This window comes from Micromonospora sp. NBC_01739, assembly GCF_035920385.1.
In the GTDB taxonomy this organism is placed as follows: Bacteria; Actinomycetota; Actinomycetes; order Mycobacteriales; family Micromonosporaceae; genus Micromonospora.
Genome location: NZ_CP109151.1, coordinates 2,491,351 through 2,511,483, shown reverse-complemented (window position 1 = coordinate 2,511,483; position 20,133 = coordinate 2,491,351). Strand labels below are relative to the sequence as shown.

At 67.4% G+C, this 20,133-nt stretch carries 14 protein-coding genes; 7 read left to right on the top strand and 7 right to left on the bottom strand.

Annotated features, from left to right (window positions below):
- Positions 1-106: 106 nt before the first annotated feature.
- The 3 genes from OIE53_RS11080 (at position 107) to OIE53_RS11070 (ending at position 7,482) form a co-directional block, all read left to right on the top strand.
- Positions 107-6,538, top strand: coding sequence for an RHS repeat-associated core domain-containing protein (locus tag OIE53_RS11080; protein WP_327027153.1), 6,432 nt, complete (start codon positions 107-109; stop codon positions 6,536-6,538).
- 21 nt (positions 6,539-6,559) lie between these two features.
- On the top strand, positions 6,560-6,892 hold the full coding sequence (locus tag OIE53_RS11075; protein ID WP_327026521.1) for a hypothetical protein: 333 nt from the start codon (positions 6,560-6,562) through the stop codon (positions 6,890-6,892).
- A gap of 206 nt (positions 6,893-7,098) precedes the next feature.
- Complete coding sequence (locus OIE53_RS11070) at positions 7,099-7,482, top strand: hypothetical protein (RefSeq protein WP_327026520.1); 384 nt, start codon at positions 7,099-7,101, stop codon at positions 7,480-7,482.
- A 621-nt stretch (positions 7,483-8,103) separates the two neighbouring features.
- On the opposite strand, the gene OIE53_RS11065 is transcribed toward OIE53_RS11070, so the two are convergent.
- The 7 genes from OIE53_RS11065 to OIE53_RS11035 all read right to left on the bottom strand — a co-directional run bounded on the left by OIE53_RS11065 (position 8,104) and on the right by OIE53_RS11035 (position 16,343).
- A complete protein-coding gene (locus OIE53_RS11065; protein WP_327026519.1) occupies positions 8,104-9,321 on the bottom strand; it encodes an iron-containing alcohol dehydrogenase in 1,218 nt (405 codons plus the stop codon).
- 87 nt (positions 9,322-9,408) lie between these two features.
- Positions 9,409-10,869 (bottom strand): NAD-dependent succinate-semialdehyde dehydrogenase, encoded by a 1,461-nt coding sequence (locus OIE53_RS11060; protein WP_327026518.1) that lies wholly within the window; start codon positions 10,867-10,869, stop codon positions 9,409-9,411.
- 93 nt (positions 10,870-10,962) lie between these two features.
- The gene (locus OIE53_RS11055; protein WP_327026517.1) at positions 10,963-12,039 is read right to left on the bottom strand and encodes an ABC transporter ATP-binding protein; all 1,077 of its coding nucleotides are present in this window, start codon (positions 12,037-12,039) and stop codon (positions 10,963-10,965) included.
- Positions 12,039-13,106: an ABC transporter ATP-binding protein gene (locus OIE53_RS11050; RefSeq protein ID WP_327026516.1), complete on the bottom strand. Its 1,068-nt coding sequence runs from the start codon at positions 13,104-13,106 to the stop codon at positions 12,039-12,041. The genes OIE53_RS11055 and OIE53_RS11050 overlap by 1 nt, the downstream gene beginning before the upstream one ends.
- Positions 13,106-14,017 (bottom strand): carbohydrate ABC transporter permease, encoded by a 912-nt coding sequence (locus tag OIE53_RS11045; protein ID WP_327026515.1) that lies wholly within the window; start codon positions 14,015-14,017, stop codon positions 13,106-13,108. Before OIE53_RS11045 ends, OIE53_RS11050 begins: the two co-directional genes overlap by 1 nt.
- Positions 14,017-14,961 (bottom strand): carbohydrate ABC transporter permease, encoded by a 945-nt coding sequence (locus OIE53_RS11040; protein WP_327026514.1) that lies wholly within the window; start codon positions 14,959-14,961, stop codon positions 14,017-14,019. The genes OIE53_RS11045 and OIE53_RS11040 overlap by 1 nt, the downstream gene beginning before the upstream one ends.
- Positions 14,958-16,343 carry a sugar ABC transporter substrate-binding protein gene (locus OIE53_RS11035; RefSeq protein WP_327026513.1) on the bottom strand — a complete coding sequence of 462 codons (1,386 nt, stop codon included), beginning with the start codon at positions 16,341-16,343 and terminating at the stop codon, positions 14,958-14,960. The genes OIE53_RS11040 and OIE53_RS11035 overlap by 4 nt, the downstream gene beginning before the upstream one ends.
- A 442-nt stretch (positions 16,344-16,785) precedes the next feature.
- Between OIE53_RS11035 and OIE53_RS11030 the strand changes: the two genes are divergently transcribed.
- The 4 genes from OIE53_RS11030 to OIE53_RS11015 all read left to right on the top strand — a co-directional run bounded on the left by OIE53_RS11030 (position 16,786) and on the right by OIE53_RS11015 (position 20,077).
- Positions 16,786-17,529, top strand: a complete 744-nt coding sequence (locus OIE53_RS11030; RefSeq protein ID WP_327026512.1) for a GntR family transcriptional regulator — start codon at positions 16,786-16,788, stop codon at positions 17,527-17,529.
- 83 nt (positions 17,530-17,612) lie between these two features.
- On the top strand, positions 17,613-18,182 hold the full coding sequence (locus tag OIE53_RS11025) for a DJ-1/PfpI family protein (protein ID WP_327026511.1): 570 nt from the start codon (positions 17,613-17,615) through the stop codon (positions 18,180-18,182).
- A gap of 19 nt (positions 18,183-18,201) precedes the next feature.
- Positions 18,202-19,023, top strand: a complete 822-nt coding sequence (locus OIE53_RS11020) for an alpha/beta fold hydrolase (RefSeq protein WP_327026510.1) — start codon at positions 18,202-18,204, stop codon at positions 19,021-19,023.
- Positions 19,024-19,285: 262 nt separating this feature from the next.
- Positions 19,286-20,077: an SCO2525 family SAM-dependent methyltransferase gene (locus OIE53_RS11015; RefSeq protein ID WP_327026509.1), complete on the top strand. Its 792-nt coding sequence runs from the start codon at positions 19,286-19,288 to the stop codon at positions 20,075-20,077.
- The last annotated feature ends 56 nt before the right edge of the window (positions 20,078-20,133 follow it).

Sequence of the window (20,133 nt, the reverse complement as noted above, 5' to 3'; positions counted from 1 at the left end):
ACCCTTGCTCCGTGCGGCTGTTCTTACCGGGGAGAAATGCATGTTGTCTGCACGATCCGTCCACGATTCGCCGCGGCCACCACGGAGCATTCATCGAGCGCACCGACTGCGTCGTTGGATCGCCGGCCTCACCGTCATCCCCGTAACAGCGTCGCTGCTGGTCGCTTTGCCGGCGGAGGCCGCCGTTGCGAGGGCAGAGCCCGTGCGACCGCCGGTTGAGGAACTCGATCCACACGGCGGTCCGGTGTCGGGACGGGCATGGACGCAGAAGCTGATGCAGGAGACTCTCGTCCCGAAGCCGGTATGGCCGGCAGCAAGTACCGCTCGGGCGACGCTCGCCGCACCGAGCACGCCTGGCCGGGGCGTTCGGGCAGGCACGCTGCCAGTATGGGTCGCTCGCAGTGGCGGCCCAGCCGGCGCGCGCGTCACCAGCGTGGACGTGCAGATCGTGGACCGGGAGTTACTGTCGGCCAACTGGCGTGACGGCCTGGTGCTCAAGGTGACGGCACCGATCGGGGCTGCTGCCGGCACGGCCAAGGTTTCGGTGGACTACAGCTCCTTCCGGTACGCGGTGGGTGGATCATGGGCGTCACGGCTGCGGCTGTGGCAGGTACCGGCCTGTGCCCTGTCGACACCCGATGCACCGGGTTGCCGATCGGTACCGCTTCCCACCACGAACGATCTCGGTGAGGGCGTGGCGACCGCGGAGGTGACCGCCGTTTCCACCGCGGCGGCATCTAGGGAAATGGCGCGGTTGTCGGGGGAGATGACGACCCAGGCGAGTGGCTCCTTCCTCGCCCTTGCGGCGGCAGGCGCGGGCGCCGACGGCGACTTCACCGCCACCAGCCTCGCCCCCTCGTCGACGTGGTCGGCCGGGTCGTCCTCCGGGGACTTCTCATGGAACTACCCCCTGCGTACGCCTCCGGCGACTGGACCGGAACCGTCGGTCGGGTTGGCCTACTCGTCCGCCTCCGTCGATGGTCGGTCGGAGGTGACCAACAACCAGCCGTCGTGGATCGGTGAGGGTTTCGACTATTCGCCGGGGTTCATCGAGCGGCGGTACGTGTCCTGTGCGGAGGACCGGAAGAAGAGCGGCGCGAACAACACGACGGACACCGGCGACCTGTGCTGGCGGTCGGACAACGCGACGATGAACCTGAACGGCCGCAGCACCGAGCTGGTCTTCGAAACCGGCAAAGGCTGGCACGCGCGTACCGAGGACGGCTCGAAGATCGAGAAGCTGACCGGTGCGTCAGGCAACGGTGACAACAACGGTGAGCACTGGAAGGTCACCACCACCGACGGCACGCAGTACTTCTTCGGTCTGCACTCACTGCCGGGCCATACGTCGAAGACCAACTCGACCCTGGCCGTACCGGTGTTCGGCAACCACTCCGGAGAACCGTGCCACCAGACGGCTTTCGCCAACTCCGACTGCCAGCAGGCATGGCGGTGGAATCTGGACTACGTCGTCGACGTGCGCGGCAACACGATGTCGCTCTGGTACGGCAAGGAGACCAACAAGTACGCCCGCAACGACACCGACTCCGACGACGTGTCCTACGACCGGGCAGGGTATCTGGAGCGGATCGACTACGGCACCTATGACCGCACGTCGGCCATCCACGGAGTGACCGAACGGAAAGTCACTCCGTACGCGAAGATCGTCTTCGATACCGACATGCGGTGCTTCTCGAACTGCGGCACCGAGTCCAACCCGGTGAAGGCGTCGTGGAAGGACACCCCCTGGGACCAGGAGTGCAAGGCGTCGGCGACGTCATGTGCGCAGCAGTACTCGCCGACCTTCTGGACGACCAAGCGGTTGAAGAAGGTCACCACCTGGGTGTGGGACACCACGAAGACCACCCCGGCATGGCAGGACGTCGAGTCGTGGACCCTGTCGCACACCTTCGCGGCGACGGCGGACTCCACTCACACCGGGCTGTGGCTGAACCGGATCGACCACGCGGGGCATGTCGGCGGCACCGTCAGCCTACCGCCGGTGACCTTCGAGGCGGAGTCGTTGCCGAACCGGGTGCTGACCGAACACGGCACGACCGACAACTGGTTGCGGATATCCAGCATCGTCACGGAGACCGGGTCCCGAATCAAGGTCGACTACGCGCAGCCGGAGTGCACCGAGGCGATGGTGGAAGGGTTGCAGCCGCATACCAACACCAAGCGGTGCTACCCGGTACGGGTGCCGGACCCGACCGACCCGACCGGTCAGCGACTGATCACCGAATGGTGGCACAAGCACCGGGTCGAGCATGTGGCCGAGGATGACGTGCAGTTGGCCAACGGCCACCAGGCGCCGTCGAAGCACACCTGGTACGAGTACGTGGGATCGCCGGCGTGGCACTACGCCGACGACGACAGTCTGAGCAGGCCGGAACGCAAGACGTGGTCGCAGTGGCGTGGCTACGCCCAGGTCAAGACCCGCGTCGGTGACGACTCGGCGACCCGGACCCTCGCGGTGACGACCTTCATGCGGGGCATGCACGGCGACAAGGCCAGCCCCAGCGGAGGCACCCGCAGCGTGACAGTCCCCGCCTCGCTGGGCTCGGAGACGGTCTACGACCATGACCAGTTCGCCGGCCAGGTGCGGGAGCAGGTCGTCTACAACGGGGTGGAATCCAAGCCGGTGTCCAAGACGGTGAACGTGCCGTGGCGGTCCAACCCGACCGCGAGCCGGACGATCAACGGTGACATCGTCGAGGCCCGCTTCGTCGACACACAGACCACCTACACCGCGACCGCCCTCGGCGTCGACGGCAGCCGGGGCTGGCGCACCTCACGCGGCACCAAGCACCTGGACCACACCTACGGCACGGTCAACTGGTCCCAGGACGACGGCGACATCGCCGTCACCGGCGACGAGAAGTGCATCACCTACCACTACAACCGCAACACCGGCAAGAACCTCACCACGACGGTGAAGCAGACCACCACCACCGCGCTGGCCTGCGGCACGAACCCCACCACCATCGACGACGTGATCTCCGACGCGCGGAGCTACTACGACGGGGCCACCAGCGTCGACACCGCACCGACCTTCGGTCTGGTCACGAAGACCGAGCAGCTCAAGGACTGGGCAGCCGGCACCGGCACGGTCTGGCAGGTCGTGTCGCAGGGCAGCTACGACCCGACGGGTCGGCCGGTGAGTGCTACCGACATCAAGGGCAACGTCACGACGACCGCGTACACGCCGGCCGTCGGAGGCCCGGTCACGAAGGTGACCACGACCGGTCCGGCGCCGTTCAACTGGACCTCGTCGGTGGAAACGAACCCCTACTGGGGTGCCACCGTCAAGGCCACCGACCCCAACAACAGGGTGCTCTCGGAGGTCGAGCACGACGCGCTCGGCCGCGTCAGCAAGGTGTGGGGGCTCGGCTGGACCAAGGCGGCCAATCCGAGCACCCCGTCCGCGCAGTACACGTACACCTTCGCCGCAGGCCGCAACGCCTATCCGTACGTCAGAGCACAGGTACTGAACGCGGACGGCAACTACACCACCTCGTACGAGATCCTCGACGGGTTGCTGCGTACCCGGCAGACCCAGAGCCTGGCGGCGGACGGCACCGGAAACCGGGTGGTCACCGACACGCTCTACGACAGCCTCGGCCGGCCGTCCGTCTCCTACGGCGCGCATGCCGAACCCGGGGCCCCCTCCGGCACGTTGTGGTGGGAACCGGAGTGGTCTCTCCCCGCCGTCTCCAAGACCATGTTCGACCGGGCATCCCGCCCCACGAACACGATCTTCCTGGCCGGTGACGGGGTCACCAACCTGGTCGAGAAGTGGCGCACCATCACCGCCCACGAGGGCGACCTCACCAAGGTGACACCGCCCCAGGGCGGCACCGCGACCACCACCGTGACCGACATCGAAGGCCGCGTCGTCAAACTGCGCCAGCACACCACCGCATCCGGCGTCGGCGGGGCCTACCAGGAGACCCAGTACGTCTACAACCGCAAGGGCCAGCTGATCAGGACCGTCGACCCGGCAGGAAACCGCTGGGTCAACGAGTACGACGCCAAGGGCCGTCTGTGGCGCACGACCGACCCCGACAAGGGCGAGACGACCAGCTTCTTCACCGACAACAACGAGTTGGAAAAAACGACCGACGCCCGCGGTGAGGTGCTCTGGTACGTCTATGACGCGTTGGGTCGGAGGAAGGAACTGCGCGACGATTCCGCCACCGGAGCGCTGCGCGCGGAATGGAAATACGACACCCTCTACACCGGTCAGAGCGGCTTCAGGGGCCAACTCACCCAGGCGGTCCGCTATGAACCCGCCGGCAGCAGCAACGCCTACCGGTGGCAGGTGCGCAGCTTCGACGACCGTTACCAGCCCAAGGGCGTCAACTACGTCATCCCCACCAGCGAAACCGGCCTGAACGGCACCTACATCTACGCCTACAACTACTCGGCGGCGACCGGCGCACCGACATCGGTCTCCTACCCGGCCGCTGGGGGCCTGGTCACCGAGGAAGTCACGACCGACTACGACGCCACCACCGGCATGCCGGTCCGGTTGGACACCAGCCTCACCGGCGCGGCCGGCACGATGGCCACCGCCACCTACACGGCCTACGGCGAACGCAGCGGCTCCATCTACAAAATGCCCGGCGGCGTCTGGACCCAGGACACCGTCTACCGTGACGAGGCCACCCGCCGCATCGACCGCACCACCGTGCAGCGGGAAACCACCGTCGGCACCGTCTCCGACCGCAACTACACCTACGACCACAGCGGCAACATCACCTCCATAGAAGAGAAGCCGCAGATCGGTCAGGCCGACACCCAGTGCTTCCGGCAGGACCTGCTGGGCCGGCTCACCAGCGCCTGGACCCCAAAGGCCGGAGTGAACTGCCAGGCCGACCCGGCGGTGGCGAACCTGGGCGGTCCGGCACCGTACTGGCACGACTGGACCTTCGACACCTCCGGTTCCCGACTGACCGAAACCAGCCACACCGCCGGCGGCGACACCACCCGCAGCTACACGGTGCCGACCGGCGGCCCGAACGTCGTGCGACCGCACGCCGTCACCGCCATGACCACCCAAGCGCCAGGCCAAAGCGCCGTGGCCAGCAACTACGCCTACGACGGCGCCGGGAACACGATCTGCCGGCCGACCGGCACCGCCGCCAACAACTGCGGCACCGGTACCAACAGCCAGACCCTGGGTTGGAACGCCGAAGGCAAGCTCGCCACCGTCGCGGCCGGCGGCCAGACCATCGAAACCAACATCTACGACGCCGACGGCGTCAGGATCATCCGTCGCGACAGCAGCGGCACCACCCTCTACCTCCCCGGGCAGGAGATCCGCCGCGAAGGTGGCGTCAACACCGGCACCCGCTACTACAGCTTCGCCGGCACCGTCTGCGCATCCCGCACGGCAGGCTCGGCGACCACGAATCTGACCTGGCTGTTCGACGACCACCAGGGCACTCAACAGATCGGGGTCAACGCCGGCACCCAGGCTGTTTCGATTCGCCGTCAGACCCCGTACGGGGCGCCGCGCGGTACGAACCCGGTCTGGGTGAACAACAAGGGCTTCGTCGGCGGGGACATCGACCCCACCGGGCTGACCAACATCGGCGCCCGGCAGTACGACCCGACGCTGGGCCGGTTCATCTCCGTCGACCCGGTCCTCGTCGCCGACAGCCCGGCCCAGTACAACGCGTACCAGTACGGCGGAAACAACCCGATCGACAACGCCGACCCCACCGGAATGTACTTCACTGAGAACAACGACGACACCGGTGACCGCGCCTACGTCGACACCACCCCCTCCGGCGAGACGGTCACCAGGATCGTCAAGAAGCACGTCCCACCGGCCTGTGGGTCAAGCTGCCAGCAACAACGTGAGGCGTACCGAAAAGCCAGCAACGAACGCGCCGAAGCAGAACGCAAACAACGCGAATGTCGCGCCAGCTTCTGGTGCCGCAACGGGGAAGGGCTCAAGTCTGGGCTCAGCGCTGCGGGTAACTGGCTTGTCGAGCACAAAAGTGCGATCCTGACAGGCGCCGCAATCGTGGCCGCTGGCGTCTGCATCGTGGCTACCGCAGGTGTCTGCTTCGCTGCGGCCGCCGGAGCAGCCAGCGCCAGTGCCTTGTACCGGATGAATGATTTCGCGAGGAGCGACATGACCAAGGCAGACATCGCAAAGCTCGGTGTCGGTCTGGCTACAGATCTCGGATCGGCGTTCATCCCAGGGGCCCGTGTCGCCTCCGGCACCACCAAGTTCTTAGCGCAGAACTCGATTAGAGTTCCGTTGGGCCGCGTGGGAGAAGCGTTGACCGGGGCGAAGTCGATCAACTTCGGAAACGGTCGGCTGGGATCGTCGTCGGTCGGTAGGATTCCGCTGGGCCGTGTGGGGAAAGCGTTGACTGGAGCCACAGCGATCAATTACGGAATTGGTCGATTCGAAGCGGGGACGCGTTGGGTTCCGCAAAAGGCAATGTACACCGTGGGTGGATGGATTACCGCCAATCACGACCCATTTACGAACGCTGTCGGCGCTGTCATGGACTGACCGGCTTCTTGGGGAAATAACATGTTGATCGTCACAGTGTTGTTCGTTGTCGCAGGGCTGTCCGCATTGATCTGGATGGCCAACTGGCCCTTCGGTACGCCCGGGGAAAAGGGTCTCAGTGACGAGCAGCTTCGTATTAATGCCGCACATAACCGGCGTCACCATCGCGGTGTGGCACAAATTATGTTGCCTGTTCTTGCCGTCGGCTTCGGAATTACCTCGATCAGGATTCTCGTAGACGGGAAAAGTGGGTTCGCGGCGGCTGCCATGGCTGTGTCTTCGGTCGTGTGCGTCGGCATTTTCGTCGCGCTCATAAAGAACGGACGCAGGCGGCGGTCATCGAATCGGCGATGAAATGCTCGAGATTGGGCGGGCGTGGGTCGGCGGTGGTAAACGTCGACCCCCCGGATCCAGCGTGTAATGTTGTCAGGCGCTAGCGAAAGTGTTGGCCTCAAGAGCGGGCAGGACCACGTGGGAGGTGATCGCAGTTGTCGAAGCGTGGCAATCATCGTCAAGGTAAGGCAATATCGGGCGTCGGTGATTCTGCTAGGACGGCCAAGTTGACGATCAGCCTTGCCTATCCGCCAACGGCAATCATTTACCGGGCCACGAAGCCGCGCCTGTTGGTCGATGGTGTCGACGTCGGAGTGGCGCGGTGGGGCGAACACCGAGTGCCAGTCACGGCTGGTCGACACCGGGTGCAGGTATGGGTGCCGTATTTGCTGCCTCGAAAGGCCGGACGAGCGCAGGCGGACGTCGCGGTGAATGCTGGCGAAGTTGCCGTAGTCGCCTACATGGCGCCGGCGGTGACCTTCGCTCGGGGGTCGTTAGGCAGTCCGGGGCAGAAGTCGACCGGGCTCTCGACAGTGATGGTCTTCAACGCTGCCGTGATCGTCGTGACGATCGCCGCCCTGCTAGCTCTCCTGATGGCCAACCTCACCTGAACTATGGGCGCCCCTCCCTGCGAAGAAGAGGGATTTCAGGTGTCCCCGGACACCGTCGTGTGCACCGCCACCAAGTTGACCTTCAATCTCTTGAGGGCCTGAGAGAGTTCGACGAATTACAGGTACACCCCCTTGTTGATGTCTTCTTGTCTGGGGAAGAGCATCAACAAAGGGCGGTTCTGAGGGCCAGTGAGTCTTCATCGTCGAGGCGGACGCTGCGACAGTCAGTTCAGGGATGAGAGTAGATGCCGTTTGACGGTGGGTCTGTCTTCGGAGTCATGGATCGCCGCTACTCCATGATCACCGATGCATCCCCACTTATTTCCTAGCCTCCACATAGGGTCGAAAGCAATTCGAGCCTCCTGGTCAGACAACCGCGGGCCGACTAGGCAATTGCCCCGCAGCCAGGTCACAGCTTCACTGCTCTAGTGAGGGCGGTATGGGTCGCGCTTGCGGTCGTAGGTCGAGGGATCGGGCACCCTTTTGATCAGCCTCTGTGTATCGGGGAGCGGAGCGGACGCCAGGATGCCGCTCTTTGCTGCGGGGGCGCACCGTCACCTGCGAGGAGACAAAGGTCTCATTATCGGGGTGCTATCGCCCGATCGAATGTGTGTGCCTGGGTCAGGACCGTCTGGTTCGATCCCCGGTCCAGGCTGCTTCGAGGATCGCGGTCAGGCTGGCGGTGTCGGTGGGGCCGGGATGGTTCTGGATCAGGCGGGTGACCCCGCCGGCCAGCTCCGCGAAGCGGGGGAGGTCGGCGCGGGCCACACCGATGTCCGCCAGGGTGGGCGGGATGCCGATGTCGGCGAGGAGCCCGTCGAGCCAGGTGAGGAACGTGTCTGTGGCCTCGGCATCCGAGGCGTCGGTCACGTCGAGCCCGCACACCCCGGCGAGGACGGCCAGCCGGTCGCCGATGGCTTCCCTGGCCGCGTCCAGCGCGTACGGCAGCAGCAGCCCGACGCCCAGGCCGTGTGGCGTGTGCGTGGCGGCGCCGATGGGGTACTGGAGGGCGTGCGGGGCGGCGTTGCCCGCGTGGGAGAAGGCCAGCCCGGCCAGCACGGACCCGTAGGACATGTCCGCGCGGGCCTGGGTGTCGGCACCGTTGCCGACCGCCCGCCGCAGGCTACGGGCGATCCGCTCGGCGGCCAGGAGCGCGTAGTGGTCGGTGATCGGGTTGCGGCCGAGGAACACCTGCTCCACCAGGTCACGGGGTCCGTGGGCTCGGGGTCGCGCGGTGTAGCTCTCCACCGCGTGACAGAAGGCGTCGATGCCGGAGTGGGCGGTGACCGTCGCCGGGCAGGTGTAGGTGAGTTCGGGGTCGACGATGGCGAAGTCGGGCACGATGTGGACGCTGGAGACCCCCACCTTCAGTGCGCGGTCCGGGTCGGTCAACACCGAGACCGGGGTGAGTTCGGAGCCGGTGCCGGAGGTCGTCGGGACCGCGACGAGGGGAAGGGTCGGCCCCGGCACCCTCGACTCGCCGTAGAAGTCGCGCGGTGTCCCACCGTGGCGCCGGATGACACCGACGATCTTGGCCAGGTCGATCACCGAACCGCCCCCGATGGCGAGGATCACCTCGGCCTCCACCTCGGCGGCTACCGAGCCGGCCAGGGCGACATCGGCGAGGGGCACCTCCGCGGTGGCGTCGGAGAACACCTCCACGACCTCGACCCTCTCCCGTACGGCGGCCACGATCTCGGACACGCGCGGCTGCGCCAGCAGCACCCGGTCGGTCACGACGAGGACCCGCGAGCCGCTCTCGGCCACCACTCGGGGGATGTTCTGTGCGACCCCTTCGCCCACGATCAGTTGGCGTGGTCCGCGGACGGTCTCAAGCATGTCAGTGCCTCTCCGGAACGTCAGCGGCGATAGGCGGGACGGACCTCCAGGCCACCTGCGAGACCGGGACGGCGTCGGCGAGGTCGGTCACCGCAGGTCGATCGCGGCGTAGGTGAGGTCGAGGTATTCGAGGATGCCCTCGTGTGACCCTTCCCGGCCGATTCCGGACTGCTTGACGCCGCCGAACGGCGCTGAGGGGTCCGAGATCAGGCCACGGTTGATGCCGAGCATCCCGGTGTCCAGCCCTTCGGTGAACCGCAGGGCCCGTTGCAGGTCGCGGGTGAAGACGTAGCCGACCAGGCCGTACTCGGTGTCGTTGGCCTTGGCTATCACCTCCTCGTCGGAGGTGAAGGGGATGATCGGCGCAACCGGGCCGAAGATCTCGGCCGCCAGCATCCGCGCATCGTCGGGCACGTCGACCAGGACGGTGGGCGGGTAGAAATGGCCCGGCCCGTCCGGACGCTCGCCGCCCACCAGGACCCGGGCGCCGCGGTCGACGGCGTCGGCCACAAGCTCGTCGATCGTGGTGACCGAGGGGGCGTCGATCAATGCCCCGACCTCCACCCCGTCGTCGAGACCATGGCCCATCGACAGCGCGCCCATCCGCTCGGCGAAACGCGCCGTGAACTCCTCGCGTACCGGCTCCTCGACGTAGATCCGGTTGGCGGCGACGCAGGACTGCCCGATGTTGCGCATCTTGGCCACCATGGCCCCGTCGAGGGCTACCTCCAGGTCAGCGTCGGCACACACGATCAGGGCGGCGTTGCCGCCCAGTTCCATGGAGGTACGCAGTACGTTGTCCGCCGCCTGTCGCAGCAGCACCCGCCCCACCTCGGTCGACCCGGTGAACGACAGCTTGCGGGTCCGAGCGTCGGCCAGCAGTGCGGAGACCACCTCGCCGGAACGCCTGGTGGTGACCACGTTGACGACCCCCGGCGGAACGCCTACCTCCTGCATGATGCGGGCCAGCAACAGCATGGTCAGTGGGGTCTGGGCTGCCGGCTTGGTGATGGTCGTGCAGCCGGCGGCCAGCGCGGGAGCGATCTTGCGGGCCCCCATGGCCAACGGAAAGTTCCAGGGCGTCACGAAGACGCAGGGGCCGACCGGCTTCGGCACGGTGAGGATGCGATAACCACCGGCGGGAGCGGTGCTGTAGCGGCCCTCGACGCGTACCGCCTCCTCGGCGAACCATCGGAAGAACTCGGCGCCGTACCCCACCTCCGCCCTGGCCTCGGCGAGCGGCTTGCCCATCTCCAGGGTTATCAGCCGGGCGACCTCCTCGGATCGCTCGGTCAGGGCCCGGTAGGTAGCGGTCAACAACTCCGACCGTTTCCGCGGCGGGGTCGCCGCCCACTGCGCCGCCGCCTTGCTCGCCGCCTCCAGAGCGGCTAGTCCGTCGGCGACGTCGGCGTCCGCCACCTCGGCGATGGTCTTGCCGGTGGCCGGGTCCTCGACGGCGAAGGTGGCTCCGCTTGCGGCGTCGCGCCAGACGTCGCCGATCCGCAGCCGCCGGTACTCGGGGGCCAGAACCTTCATCGGGTCACTCATCGCGTCGCTCCTGTGATCATCAACGCTTGGGCCGCACCTGGGCGCAGGCAAAAAAGACGAGGTGGGCGCAGGTTGCCGTCGCGCCCGGCGGGCTTACCGCCCGGCCTCGGACAGCGACAGGCCAGTGTCCGCGTCGAACAGGTGCGCACGGTCCAGGTCGACGGTGACCAACAGTCGTTCGCCCGGCGTACCGGTGACGGTTGGTCGTGCCTTGACCTTGAGGATCGTCGTCCCCACCTGGACGTCGACCACCGTTCGGTCACCGAGCGGCTCAAGCCCGTAGAGCTCTCCCGGCAACGACGCGTCCCCCCGTTGCTCGACGGACAGGTCCTCCGCGCGCAGGCCCAGCAGCAGCGCCTGACCGTCCTTAGCGGTGCTCCACCGGGGTCTCGGCAGCGTCCACCCTTCCGCACCGACCAGACGGTCTCCCTCGGCGTGGCAGGGGAGCAGGCTGATCGGCGGGCTCCCGACGAACCCGGCGACCCACTGGTTGGCGGGACGCTCGTACACCTCGGTCGGTGTGCCGACCTGTTGCACCTTGCCCTCCTTGAGCACCGCCACCTGGTCGGCCATGGACAGGGCCTCCACCTGGTCGTTGGTCACGTAGACGAAGGTCGCCCCGAGGCTGCGGTGGATGCGGGTTAGCTCGGTACGCATCTCGACGCGGAGTTTGAGGTCGAGGTTCGTCAGCGGCTCGTCCATGAGAAAGGCGCGCGGGCTACGGACCAGCGCCCGGGCCAGGGCGACCCGCTGCATCTCACCGCCGGACAACTGCGCGGGACGACGTTGCAGCAGCCGTTCGATGTGCAGCAGGCGCGACATCCGCTCGACGGCGGCGGCGATCTCGCTGGAGGAACAGCGGCGGGCCCGCAGCGGCGAGGCGATGTTCTCGTACACGGTGTGTCGTGGGTAGAGGGCGTAGCTCTGGAAGACCATGGCCAGGTCGCGCGCGGCCGGGGTGTCACCGGTCGCGTCCCTGCCGTCCAGGTGCACCGACCCGGCGTCGAGCTTCTCCAGGCCGGCGATCGCTCGCAGGGTGGTCGTCTTGCCCGCCCCGGAGGGGCCGAGTACGACGAAGAAGGCGCCGTCCGGCACGTCCAGGGTCACCCCGTCCAGGGCCTGGACCTTGCCGAAGGACTTGCACAGCCCCTGTGCTGCCACGGTTCCCATCAGGCCACCAGCTCTTCCGTACGCGGGTCGTAGACCGCCGGGGTGGCGCCGGTGTGCCGGAGCCCTACCGGTGCGTCAGCGGCGAAGCGGACGGTCGGTGGCATCCGCACCCGTACCTCGTGCTGGCTGTTGTGGTCGACGACGTAGATGATCTCGTCGCCCAGCCACTCCACCGAGACCACCCGGGCCGGGACCGAACGCTCCGCCCCCGGTGCGGTGACCTCCAGGGCCTCCGGCCGGACACCCGCGATCAGGCGACGGTCACGGGGCAGGCCGGGCGGTGGGTTGAGGGCCAGCCCGCCTCGGCTGCGCAGCTTCCCGTCGGCCACCTCCACCTCGATCAGGTTCATCGGCGGGGAGCCGATGAAGGCGGCGCAGAAGAGACTCGCCGGACGGTCGTACACCTCGAGCGGGGTGCCGATCTGCTCGACGCGGCCCTTGTTGAGGATGGCGATCCGGTGACCTAGCGACATCGCCTCGACCTGGTCGTGGGTGACGTAGACCATCGTCGCCCCCAACTCTCCCTGCAGGTGCTTGATCTCCGTACGCATGTCCGCCCTCAGCTCCGCGTCCAGGTTGGTGAGGGGCTCGTCCATCAGGAATGCGCGAGGTCGGCGCACCAGGGCGCGGGCGAGCGCCACGCGCTGCTGCTCCCCGCCGGACAGCTGGCGGGGTCGCCGGTCCATGAGTGGACCCAGCCGCATCAGCCGGGCGGCCTCGTCGACCCGCTGATGCACCTCCGACTTGGGCAGCCCCTCGGCCCGCAGCGGGAACGCCAGGTTGTCGCGGGTCTTCAGATGCGGGTAGAGGGCGTAGAACTGGAACACCATGGCGATGTCCCGCTCGGCCGGTGGCAGGTCGTTGACCAGGGTGTCGCCGATGCGGATGTCGCCGGTCGTCTGCCGCTCCAGGCCGGCGATGGCCCGCAGCGTGGTCGTCTTGCCGCAACCCGACGGGCCGAGCATCACGAACAGCTCGCCGTGGCCGATGGACAGGTCCACCTGCTCGACCGCTACCGTGCCGTCCGGGTAGCGCTTGTGCAGGGCGGTCACCTCGATGCCGGCCATCAGCGTCGCACCGCCCCGAGGGTCACCCCGGCGATGAGGTGCTTGCGGACCAGGTAGGCGAAGAGAAGCACCGGCAGGGCGAACACCACGGAGGCGGCGGCCACCAGACCCCAGTCCACGGTGGTGCCGCCGATCAGGCCCGCGATGGCGGGTGGCGCGGTACGCACGCTGTCGCTGGAGGTCAGGAAGATGGCGAACACGAACTCGTTCCACGAGAAGATGAGGGCGAAGACCGCCGTCGCGGCGATGCCGGGCACGAGCAGGGGAAGGGTGTACCGCCGGAACGCCTGCAGCCGGGTGTACCCGTCGAGCATGGCGGCATCCTCGTACTCCGAGGGCACCTCGTCGACGAACCCCTTCATCATCCAGATCGTGAACGGCAGGTTGTACGCGGCATAGATGAGGATCAGGCCGAGCTTGGTGTCGATGAGTCCGACCTGCCGGTACATGAGGAAGATCGGGATCACGACCACCACGGGCGGCATGAAGCGGGTGGACAGGATGAAGAACAACTGGTCCTTCTTGGCCTTCACCGCGAAGCGGGAGTAGGCCCAGGCCGCCGGCACCCCCAGCAGGGTGGCCAGGGCGGTGGAGGCCCCGGCGACCAGCACGGAGTTGAGGAAGGCCACGGAGAGGTCGGAACGACCGCCGTCGGGGCCGATGAACACGTCCTTGAAATGGTCCATCGTGACCGTGAAGCCGAAGAACTCGGCCGGTACGGCGTAGACGTCCCGGTTCTCCTTGATGGAGGTCTCGATCATCCACAGCACCGGGAAGAGCATCACCACGGCCAGTACGGTCAGCGCCGCGACCTCCAGCACGGAGCGGCCCCGGCCGCCTCGGCGACGCGCGGGGAGCGCGCGATCCGGGGTAGGACCTGTGGCCACGGCCTCGTCGACGGAGACGGCCATCAGCCCTCCTTGAGTCTGTTCAGGTAACGCAGGTAGATCTGCGAGAGGACGATGACGACGAGGACCATGAGGATCCCGTACGCCGAGGCGGTTCCGGTGTTGAAGCCCAGGAAGGCGACCTTGTAGACATGGAACGACAGGGTCTCGGTGGAGACACCCGGACCTCCGTTGGTCAGGATGTAGACGAGGTCGAACAGCCGGAAGGCCTCGATGGCCCGGAACAACACCGCGATCAGCAGCAGCGGCCACACCAGCGGAAGAGTGATGGTGCGGAACCGGAACCACTCCGACGCCCGGTCGATCGAGGCGGCCTCGTACAGGTACTTGGGCACCGCGGTGAGCCCCGCCAGGGCGATGAGCATGATGAACGGGGTCCACTGCCAGGTGTCGACCACGATCAGGGAGATCAACGCCGTCCGCTGCCGGGTCAGCCACTCCACCTGCCCCAGGCCGAGCGAGCCGAGCATGCTGTTGATCACGCCGAACTGGGCGTCGAGCATGAACCGCCAGAACAGCCCGACCACGACCGGCGACAGCATCATCGGGACCAGGAACAACGTGGTCAGCAACCCCCGCCCATGGGTACGCCGGGAGATCAGGTACGCGATGGTGAAACCGAGCACTGTCTGCAGGGTGACCGCACCGACCACGTAGATCAACGTCGTCAGGGCCCGCTGGTGGACCTGCGCCGAGGTCAGGATGGCGGTGTAGTTGCCGAACCCGACGAAGTAGGCGCGCCCCCCACGGGTGGCCGAGTAGTCCGTGAAGGACAGGTACAGCGCCCACAGCAGCGGGAACACCGACATCGCTAGCAACAGCAGCAGCGCGGGGGAGATGAAGGCCACGGCCAGTCCCCGGTCGCTCAGCCGGCGGAACCGACCCGGTGCAGGTGGCGGCCCAGCCGCCACCTGCCCGGCATCGGTCGTCAGTACGGGGTCACTCACAGTCCGCCGCCGCCCCTGCGGCTGCTGGAGTCGAGCACGCTCTGCTGCTCCTTGGCGATGTCGTCGAGCGCAGCCTTCGGGCTCTTGGCGCCGTTGAGGGCCGCGTTGACGTTGGTGTTCTCGATGTCGACCAGGCGTGCGTACTCCGGCACGTTCCACATGTCCCGCATCCGGGGCACCGAGTCGGCATACACCTGGTTGAACGGCCCGGCATTGAGGAACTCGGGCGAGGCCAGGGCGTCCGTACGCGATGGCACCCCACCGGCGGCCGCCCACTTCTTCTGGATGTCGGCCCGCTGGAACCACTTCATGAAGTTCAGGGCCTCGACCTGGTTCGCCTCGGCGGAGTAGGCCGACACGTGCATCCCCATCCCGCCGAGGGGGACCAGGTTGGTCTTCTGGCTGGGCAGGGTGGCGAATCCCAGCTTGTCGAGGATCTGCTCCCGGGTGGAGCCCAGGGTCGACTCCTTGGGATCGAGCAGGCCGCCGCTCGCGGCGATCCAGTTGAACGCGATGCAGGCCTTGCCCTGGGCGACCGCCGCGTTCACCTCGTCGATGAACCAGTTGCCGGAGCCCCTGGCGGTCAGCGGCTTCATCTTGTTGACCAGGACATCCATCGCCTCATGGCCTGCGGCATCGTTGAGAATGCCGTCGATCTTGCGGGTCTTGGGGTCCCAGAGGTTGCCGCCGTACACGCCGTTGACCGTGTTGTAGGTGACGGCCGCGGCGTCGGAGCCGTTGGCCTGGTGGAAAGCCAGCCCGCTGACGCCAGGGTTGTCCGCCTGACACTTCTCGGCGACCGAGATCATCTCGTCCCAGGTCTGCGGCGGCTGGTCGCCGATCAGGTCCTTGCGGTAGATCATCGTCCAGGTGTCGCCGAGCAGCGGCAGCCCGTACAGGCTGGCGTTCTCGTCCCGCTGGCCGGTCTCCGCCTGCGGGAACTGGCCGTACGCCGCCAGGAGGTACGGGTTGTACGCCTCGACGTCGATGTTGTTCTTGACGAAGTCGGTGATGTCCAGGATGTTGCCGTTCGTCACGGCCTCGCCGATGTGTTGCGAATCCAGGATCGCGATGTCGAAGTCGGTCTTGCGGGCGGCGAACTGGGTGAACATCGCGTCGTGCCAATTGGCGTTCGGCACGGTGTTCACCTTGATGGTGGCGTTCGGCCGCTCCTTCTTGTACTCCGCGTTCGCGAAGGCCTCCAGTGCCTGGGCCGGCGGCCAGTCGAACCAGATGAAGCTGAGGGTCAGCGGGTCCGTGGTGAGTTCCGGGATGGTCGCCGGCGCCTTGGGGGCGCTCGCCGTCGCGTCGTCGTCCCCGCCATCGCCACAGGCCGCCACGGTCGTGGCCACCAGCAGCATGGCCACCGTCGCCAGCTGCACCTTCCGCCGGGGAGCGGACAATCGTGTCGTTCGCCGTGAATGCCGCATATGCCTGCCTGCTTTCTGGGTTCGGACTTCTAGAACCTCGCCAGGTGCTTCGTCGAGCAGTTGCCGGATGGTTCATGCGGGGCTGCCGGGCTGCCGCGCAGGACTATCCGCAGCCCGGCGTCACGACTGCGCCGCGATGCCCGGGCCGGCACGCCGTCGAGAAGTCCTTCGGTCCAACCACAGCCCGGTGACCGAACCGAGCAGGACCTCGCGCATGCTCGTGGGAGCTTCAGGTGATCGAGTGGAACGGTGGTGGGTGGTTCGATGCTGTGGCGCAGGATGACGATCATCCGCCACATTTCCTATACGATCCGGTTGGGGCGTCAGCATGCCGCAGCGTTGTGACTGATGTCAATGGGTTCCCGAAGGGCGCGAGGAAGGACCTCAGGTCACGATGGACGATGAAGCGACGATCGCCCCGGCCCGCAGGGTCGTGACGGGCGCAGGGCCGTCGGGACGAGCCGGCGGCCGGCTCGCCGACGAGGTGTACGACACCCTGCTGGGACAGCTGATGTCGTTACGGATAGAGCCGGGCTCCCGCGTCACGATCGACGTTCTGGCCCGAGAGCTGGGGGTCTCGCAGACACCGATCCGGGACGCACTGAACCGGATGGAGGCCGAGGGCCTGGTCGTACGGGTGCCCCACGCCGGCTACCGCATCCCGCCCCAGATCACCCGCAGCCGATTCGAGGACATGCTCGAGATCCGCCTGCTCCTGGAACCGGCCGCGGCACGCAGATCCGCCGAACGCGCGTCTCCGGAGCAGGTCGCCGGCCTGCGCCGGATGCTGGGGGAGATGGCCGAGCTGGAGGGGGGCCACGGGCCGGCGGCCTACGGTGCCTTCGGCCTGCGCGACGCCGCCTTCCACGATCTCGTCGCCTCCAGCGCGGAGAACCAGGTCATCCGGGAAACGCTTGCCCGCCTGCACAGCCACGTACACCTGTTCCGGCTGCACCGCGACGCCCAGGTCACCCACCTGGCCATGGCCGAGCACGAGGACGTCGTGGCCGCGATCGCCGCGCGGGACGCCGACGCCGCCGCCTACGCGATGCGTCGGCACATCCTGCGCTCCGGCGAGCGATTCCGCCGATTCTTCGACGAACTCAAGGAAACGGAGCCGGTCGCGGCAGAGGCTTGACGGGCGGACAGGGCCGGGGAATGCTGAACCGATCGGATCGTATTGGATCTATCTCGCCCGTCCCCAGATGCGAGGAGAAGCAGGTGCCCAGAGCGCTGCTCCTGACCGGCGACGCCGCCGAGGAACTCGACACCATGTACCCCTACTACCGCGTACAGGAAGGCGGTTGGGACGTCGACGTCTCGTCCCGGACGATGCGTGACGTGCAACTGGTCATCCACGAGTTCGACCCCAACTCCGACGCCTACGTGGAGAAGAACGGCCGGAAGCTGCCGGTCGACGTGCCCTGGGCCGAGGTCGACGTCGAGCGCTACGACGCCCTCATCATCCCCGGGGGACGAGCCCCCGAGTGGATCCGGGTCGACGCCGACGTCCGGCGCATCACCGAGCACTTCTTCGCCCGCAACCTCCCCATAGCCCTGGTCTGCCACGGCGCCCAGGTGCCGGCGGTGTACGGGCTGCTGAAGGGCCGAAAGACGGCCTGCTTCCCACCCATCACCGGTGACATGGAGAACGCGGGCGCGACCGTCATCGACGCTCCGGACGTCGTGGACGGCAACCTCGTCTCCTGCCGGGGCTGGCCCGACATGCCGCAGTTCGGCAGGGCGATGATGGAGGTCTTCTCGAAGTCCGTCGACCCCGCATCGGCGTGAACGCACCTGGCCTGCCCCGGTGACAGAACTTCGGACCATCACCGTCGAGGGCTCTCCCGTACACCTGATGGAGAGCGGCACCGGCCCCGCGGTGCTGATGCTGCACGGTTCCGGACCCGGCACGACCGGGTCCGGAGCCTGGGCAGCGACGGCGCAGGCGCTGGGCACCTCCTGGCACCTGATCGCTCCCGACCACGCGGGGTTCGGCCGTACCCCTGTCCCGGCGGGCGCCAGAGGTGGGCTCCGACTGTGGACGGAGCAGGCCGCCGGCCTCATGGATGCTCTCGGCATCGAGCACTACGCCGTGGTGGGTCACTCCATGGGCGGTGCCGTGGCGCTGGCGTTGGCGGCCGCGCGTCCCCAGCAGGTCACCCGGGTCGTGGCGGTCTCGACCATGGGCGCCCCCGGGGCCCCGCTGTCCGCCGATCTCGAGGCGATCTGGGCCGCCCCCGCCGGTCCGCCCGGAGCCCGAGACATGCTGAGCCGCCTGGTTTACGACCAGAGGCTCGTGACCGATGCGGCCGTCGCGGCCCGGGCGGCTGCGATGCGAGCGGGGGCGGCCGCATACCCGTCGCTGTTCCCGCCACCCAGGGCCCGATGGGTCGAGGACCTCACCCTCTCGCCGCAGACCCTGGCAGCGATCCGCGCGCCGGTGCTGCTCGTGCACGGCGCCGAGGACCGAGTCGTCCCGCTGGCGGCGGCAACTCAGCCCCTGCTCGAACACCTCGCCGATGTCCGGCTGCAGGTGTTCAGCCGATGCGGGCACGTCCCGGCGATCGAACACCCGCACGAGTTCAGGCACCTGTTGTCGGGTTTTCTGAGCCAGGAGAGCCGGCACTGATCACTGCGGTAGGTCCGCAGCCCGTACTCAAGTAGATCAGCTCGAAGCAGATGTGATTCGCGCACAAAGCAGAGGGCCACCCTCGCTGGTCTGGACCGTCCAATAGAGAGAGCAGGGCCGTCGTCAGGCTGGCATTTCCTTGTCTGGAGTGGCGTGCTGTCACTTGCGGGCAAGCTACCAGTTCGATACACAATGGTCGGCGCACTGAGCGCCCCAGAGTGACAACTGAGTGTGATCCGCTGAGACCGATGGAGGAACGTCCATGGCGTTGACCCCGGAGGCCGGCGGTTGTGGTGATTTACCCGCGTCATCCGTGCCGATCGAGTCTGCGAGGCCGGTGAACACCGAGGTCGAGTGGGACGGGTTCGACCCGCACGCCTATGTCTCGCACAACTACGCGGACCTGCGCTCCGACGACCGGGAGCTGCTCCGCCGAACCCGAGACTTCTTCGCCGGAGCGAGGCTGGCCGAGGCGCGCTGCGTCGACGTCGGATCGGGTGCCAACCTCTATCCGGCGCTGACGCTCCTGCCGTTCGCGCGCGCCATCGAGCTGTGCGAGTGGTCCACCTCGAATCTGCGCTGGCTGCGTACCCAGGTCGACGGTTACGACAAGCTCTGGGATCCGTACTGGCAGGTCTGCCTCGAGCATCCGGCGTATGCGGCGCTGTCGGATCCACGACAGCGCCTGGCGCAGGTCGGCAGAGTCAGCCGGACCAGCGTCTTCGATCTGCCGCAGCACACCTGGGACGCGGGCACGATGTTCTTCGTCGCCTGCTCCATCTCGGCCGACCGGGCGGAGGCCGATCACGCCGTCGCCCGGTTTCTGGGGGCACTGCGCCCTGGCGCACCCTTCGCGGTGGCCGTCATGCTCGGGTCCGCCGGCTACCGCGTCGGCCCGCGCTTCTTCCCGGCCGTGGCGCTGCACCGCGCCGAGGTGGTGGCTGGCATCGCCGCCGGCGCGTATGAAGTGACCGTCTACGAGGAGCGTCCCCGGCCACGGTTGCGTGACGGATATCTGAGCATGCTGCTGGTCACCGGCCGCGCTCGCGGATAGTGCCGAGGCGGATCAGGGGTGCCACCGAATGGGCACGCCGCCTGGTGGGCGGGCAC

Excerpts from the sequence above, each read along its gene's own strand:
- OIE53_RS11075 (WP_327026521.1), top strand. The coding sequence starts at position 6,560 with ATGTTGATCGTCACAGTGTTGTTCGTTGTCGCAGGGCTGTCCGCATTG.
- OIE53_RS11065 (WP_327026519.1), bottom strand. The coding sequence starts at position 9,321 with ATGCTTGAGACCGTCCGCGGACCACGCCAACTGATCGTGGGCGAAGGG.
- OIE53_RS11060 (WP_327026518.1), bottom strand. The coding sequence starts at position 10,869 with ATGAGTGACCCGATGAAGGTTCTGGCCCCCGAGTACCGGCGGCTGCGG.
- OIE53_RS11055 (WP_327026517.1), bottom strand. The coding sequence starts at position 12,039 with ATGGGAACCGTGGCAGCACAGGGGCTGTGCAAGTCCTTCGGCAAGGTC.
- OIE53_RS11050 (WP_327026516.1), bottom strand. The coding sequence starts at position 13,106 with ATGGCCGGCATCGAGGTGACCGCCCTGCACAAGCGCTACCCGGACGGC.
- OIE53_RS11045 (WP_327026515.1), bottom strand. The coding sequence starts at position 14,017 with ATGGCCGTCTCCGTCGACGAGGCCGTGGCCACAGGTCCTACCCCGGAT.
- OIE53_RS11030 (WP_327026512.1), top strand. The coding sequence starts at position 16,786 with ATGGACGATGAAGCGACGATCGCCCCGGCCCGCAGGGTCGTGACGGGC.
- OIE53_RS11015 (WP_327026509.1), top strand. The coding sequence starts at position 19,286 with ATGGCGTTGACCCCGGAGGCCGGCGGTTGTGGTGATTTACCCGCGTCA.